The organism is Microbacterium sp. (genome assembly GCF_011620715.1).
Lineage (GTDB): Bacteria > Actinomycetota > Actinomycetes > Actinomycetales > Microbacteriaceae > Microbacterium.
This window is the reverse complement of the sequence record NZ_WOYP01000106.1, coordinates 1-4,492: the sequence shown is the minus strand read 5'-3', so window position 1 is coordinate 4,492 and position 4,492 is coordinate 1. Positions and strand designations below refer to the sequence as shown.

The window sequence follows — 4,492 nt, the reverse complement described above, 5'->3', positions numbered from 1 at the left end:
TCCGCCCGCGCAGGAGGCTCCGCCCGCGCAGGAGGCTCCGCCCGCGCAGGAGGCTGCTGCCGCGGCACCCGCCCCGGCAGCGCAGGTTCCGGCAGCCGCCCCGGCTCCCGCGCCAAGGTCGGCCCCGGCTGCCGCCGACGACTCCGATGTGACGGCGTACGTCACGCCGCTGGTGCGCCGACTCGCCCAGCAGCAGGGCGTGGAACTGTCGACCGTCACCGGCACGGGCGTGGGCGGCCGCATCCGCAAAGAAGATGTGCTCAAGGCCGCCGAGAGGGCCGCGGCGCCTGCCGAGGCTGCCGTTCCGGCGGCTTCCGCGCCGGCGAAGGTGGAGGTCTCACCGCTGCGCGGCACGACTCAGCCGATGTCGCGACTGCGAAAGGTGCTGGCTGAGCGCGCCGTCGCCTCCATGCAGGCCACCGCGCAGCTGACCACGGTGGTCGAGGTCGACGTCACCAAGCTGGCGACCTACCGTGACGCCGTGAAGGGCGACTTCCAGGCCAAGACCGGCGACAAGCTGTCGTTCCTGCCATTCTTCGCCCTCGCGGCGGCGGAAGCCCTGCAGTCGAATCCGGTGATCAACGCCACCGTCGACGGCGACCAGATCGTCTACCCGCCCTCGGAGAACCTCTCGATCGCCGTCGACACCGAACGGGGCCTGCTCACGCCGGTGCTGCGTGACGCGGCATCCAAGAGTCTCGCTGAGATCGCGCATGAGATCGCCGACCTCGCCGCCCGTACCCGCAACAACAAGCTCAAGCCCGATGAGCTGGCCGGTGGAACATTCACGCTGACCAACACGGGGTCGCGCGGCGCGCTGTTCGACACGCCCGTCGTCTTCCTGCCTCAGTCCGCGATCCTCGGGACCGGCGTGGTCGTCAAGCGGCCGGGCCTGGTTTCCGTCGACGGCAAGGACGCGATCGCCATCCGCTCCTATGTGTATCTGGCGCTGTCTTACGACCACCGGATCGTCGATGGCGCCGACGCGGCGCGCTTCCTCACCACAGTGAAGAAGCGCCTCGAGGACGCGTCGTTCCAGGGCCAGCTCGGCATCTGATCGCCGGTCACTGCTTCGGGACGTCGTACACGTCCCGAAGCAGCCACCGCTCGTCGGTGCGGACGATGACCACCAGTTGAGGCGTGGCATCGGAGCCTGACGCCTCCGCGCGCAGCACCGCCGCGCCGCCGAACTCGTCGAGAAGCGCCACAGTGCGTTCGTCGGCGGGGAGGTCGACGACGCCGCTCGGGAAGCGCGCACCGCCCGACTCCTGGACCTTCCCGAGACACGACTCATCCTGACCGCACGCGCTGCGAGCGGTGAGCAGATCGGCGGTGATCGCCGCCAGATCGGTCGACGCACCCACCGGTGGATCGGACGCTGTCTCTTCGGGACCGGTTCGAGTCCCTGACTGTCCCGCGGGGGCGGATGCCGGGCTTGGGGCCGGCGTCGCCGTCGGCCCGGCCGGAACCTCAGCTGTCGCAGGACCGGCACCGCCAGTCGGCCACATCAGGCCGCCTACCAGGACAACCCCGGCGATCCCGCCGGCCAGGAGCCACGGCCGTCGGCGTCCTGTCCGGGGCGCACGTAGCGCGCGCCAGACCCCGGTCGTGGTCCGTGAGACCAGGTCGGCCCAGTCCGCATCGACGTGTCGCGACAGCGACACCACCCACGAGGGAGGTGCCGGCTCGGCGTCGACCGGGCCGGGGCGCGCATCGGCGATCGAGCGATCCCGCGCGAGCTTCGGGCCGAATGTGGTCGTCGCGAGCGCGAGCGGATCGGCGACGGCGAAGATCGCCGCCTCGGCACGCTCGAGTTCGCGCGTGCGGCGGCGTGGTTCGGCCACGACCGCTGCGGCGTCGAGGAGAGCGGCAGCGAGCACAGGCGCCTGCTCGGCGAGGTGACGCAGGTGTTCGGCAGTCTGCCCTTCGTGGGGCGCCTGCCCGGTCTCGGTCGCGAGTACGGGCTTGCCCGCCTCCGTGAGCCACCACGTGCCGCTCACGCGCGACTCGGCGGCGGTGAGCTCCGCGGTGGCCCGCAAGAGGCTCACCGCCACCGTCACACACTCGCCGGCGGTCAGCTGCGCGCCTCCCGCCCGGCGGGCCAGGAACTCTTCGAGCCGCTCAGTGCAGACCGGCAGCAGCACGTCGTGTCCGTCCGCGCGGCGCAGGACGTCGACCGGTCCCAGAAGGTGGCCCGACGGCTCGGCCGCCCATCCCGTCCAGTCGAACCCGAGTGCATCGGCATCCACGGCGATCGAGGTCTCCCCCGTCGGCCCGCAGACCAGCGCGCCCGGCCACGGTGAGTCCGCACCGCCGGCCATCAGGCGGATCACCCGGTATCCCTCCTGCAGCGGACCCCCTGCGCCATTCGTCACCCTTCCGACATTGAGCGGCCGGCGACCTGGCTGTTGCCTCCGCACGCTGACCTGTGGAGGCCGGCGCGGGGTCGGTCCCTGGGGAGGAGCCGACCTGGGTGACGCCGATAGGTAGGCTGGTGCCATGGCAGCACGCAGTACCGCGCCCGAGAAGCGGCCCGGATTCTTCTCTCAGATCCGCACTCTGTTCACGTTCACGCAGAAGGCGTATCCCTGGTTGCCCTGGCTCCTGGCGGCGATCTTCATCGTGTCGATCGCCCTGGGCGTCGGGATCGGATTGCTGCTTCCCCCCGTCGCACTCTGGAGCATCGCGCTGTGGGCCGTCACGGGTCTGATGCTCGGCATCCTCGCCTCGCTCATGACGATGACACGCCTGTCCACGAGCGCGATGTACAAGCAGATCGACGGGATGCCGGGCGCCGCCGGCCACGTGATGTCGACCTCTCTGGGCCGCAAGTGGCAGTCCAGCGACATGCCGGTCGGCGTCAACCCAAAGACCCAGGAGGCCGTGTACCGGGCCGTGGGCCGCGGGGGGGTCGTGATCGTCGGAGAGGGCGCCCGCGGGCGCCTCACCCGCCTCGTCAACGACGAGCGCTCCAAGGCGCAGCGCGTGGCGACGGGGGTGCCGGTCACGGTCTTCTACGTGGGTCACGGCCCGGACGAGGTGCCGATCGCCAAGCTCGCCTCCGCGATCAAGGCGCTGCCGAAGAAGATCGATCGCGCGACGATGGCCGCGGTGATCAAGCGTCTCGATTCCGTGTCGCAATCGCTTGCCTCGCTGCCGATTCCGAAAGGCATCGACCCGACGAAGGCTCGCGCTCCGCGCCCCCGCTGAGGACAGCCCGGCTACGCGCGGACCAGGACGGTGCCGGCTGCTTTGTCATGCAGGCCGCGCTGATCGGCATCCCAGATCACGGCGGGAATGACGACGATCAGCAGCGCCGTCCGCACGATCGGCCGCAACAGGCCGACCCACGAACCGTCGAGTCTGGTGAGCTTCATTCCGAGGATGCGATGCCCGGGACTGCCCTGCAGGGTCGGCAGGAACAGGATCTGGATGAGGGCGAAGATCGTGAGGATCGCCAGGGCATCCCAGTCGAAGAAGCCCGAGATCAGGTAGGCCGCGCCGTAGTCGATGAACAGCGCGCCGATCCGGCGCCCGGGGCGCGCGATAGAGCCGCTGCCGGTCGCCGGAAGCCCGAGCCGCTGCCCCGGATGGCTCTGCGCGTCGCTGGTCACTGCGTAAGCCTAACGAGACTCGCGTAACATGCCGGAAACAATGGTGTCACTGCGGAGCAATGCCCCCCCGGTACGGTTCGAGGAAGCCCGCGTGCGGGCGGCAGTTCCCGATGCCCTAACTCTGGAGCCTTCATGTTCAAAGATTCATCCGAGGTGCTCACGTTCATCAAGGACGAGGACGTCAAGTTCCTCGACATCCGTTTCACGGATCTTCCTGGTGTGCAGCAGCACTTCAACATCCCGGCCTCGACCGTCGACGAGGAATTCTTCACCGTCGGCCAGCTGTTCGACGGCTCTTCGATCCGCGGCTTCGCGAACATCCACGAGTCCGACATGCAGCTCATCCCTGACGTGTCGACCGCGTACGTCGACCAGTTCCGCGAAGCGAAGACGCTCATCATGATCTTCGACATCTACAACCCGCGCACCGGCGAGATCTACCACAAGGACCCGCGTCAGGTCGCCAAGAAGGCCGAGAAGTATCTTGCCTCGACGGGCATCGCCGACACCGCGTTCTTCGCCCCCGAGGCCGAGTTCTACATCTTCGACGACGTCCGCTATGAAGTGAAGCAGAACTCGAGCTTCTACAGCGTCGACTCCGAGGAGGGCGCGTGGAACACCGGTCGCGTCGAAGAGGGCGGCAACCTCGCGAACAAAACGCCGTACAAGGGCGGCTACTTCCCGGTCAGTCCCGTCGACAAGACCGCCGACCTGCGCGATGACATCACCCTCAAGCTCATCGAAGCAGGCTTCATCCTGGAGCGCTCGCACCACGAGGTCGGCACGGGTGGTCAGCAGGAGATCAACTACCGCTTCGACACGATGGTGCACGCGGCCGACGACATCCTCAAGTTCAAGTACATCGTCAAGAACACGTC

At 68.6% G+C, this 4,492-nt stretch carries 5 protein-coding genes; 3 read left to right on the top strand and 2 right to left on the bottom strand.

Annotated features, from left to right (window positions below):
* Positions 1-1,057: 2-oxoglutarate dehydrogenase, E2 component, dihydrolipoamide succinyltransferase (gene sucB, locus QZV84_RS10435; protein ID WP_292829185.1), on the top strand; the 1,057-nt coding region annotated here is incomplete at its 5' end.
* Positions 1,058-1,064: 7 nt separating this feature from the next.
* Here sucB and QZV84_RS10430 read toward each other — a convergent pair.
* Positions 1,065-2,375, bottom strand: coding sequence for a hypothetical protein (locus QZV84_RS10430; protein WP_292829183.1), 1,311 nt, complete (start codon positions 2,373-2,375; stop codon positions 1,065-1,067).
* Between the two features lie 124 nt (positions 2,376-2,499).
* On the opposite strand from QZV84_RS10430, the gene QZV84_RS10425 reads away from it, so the two are divergent.
* Positions 2,500-3,210: a DUF4191 family protein gene (locus QZV84_RS10425; protein ID WP_292829181.1), complete on the top strand. Its 711-nt coding sequence runs from the start codon at positions 2,500-2,502 to the stop codon at positions 3,208-3,210.
* An 11-nt stretch (positions 3,211-3,221) separates the two neighbouring features.
* Here the strand turns inward: QZV84_RS10425 and QZV84_RS10420 are convergent, their stop codons facing one another.
* Positions 3,222-3,614: an RDD family protein gene (locus QZV84_RS10420; protein ID WP_292829179.1), complete on the bottom strand. Its 393-nt coding sequence runs from the start codon at positions 3,612-3,614 to the stop codon at positions 3,222-3,224.
* A 132-nt stretch (positions 3,615-3,746) separates the two neighbouring features.
* Here QZV84_RS10420 and QZV84_RS10415 point away from each other — a divergent pair.
* The coding region (locus tag QZV84_RS10415; RefSeq protein WP_292829178.1) for a glutamine synthetase beta-grasp domain-containing protein at positions 3,747-4,492 on the top strand (746 nt) is incomplete at its 3' end.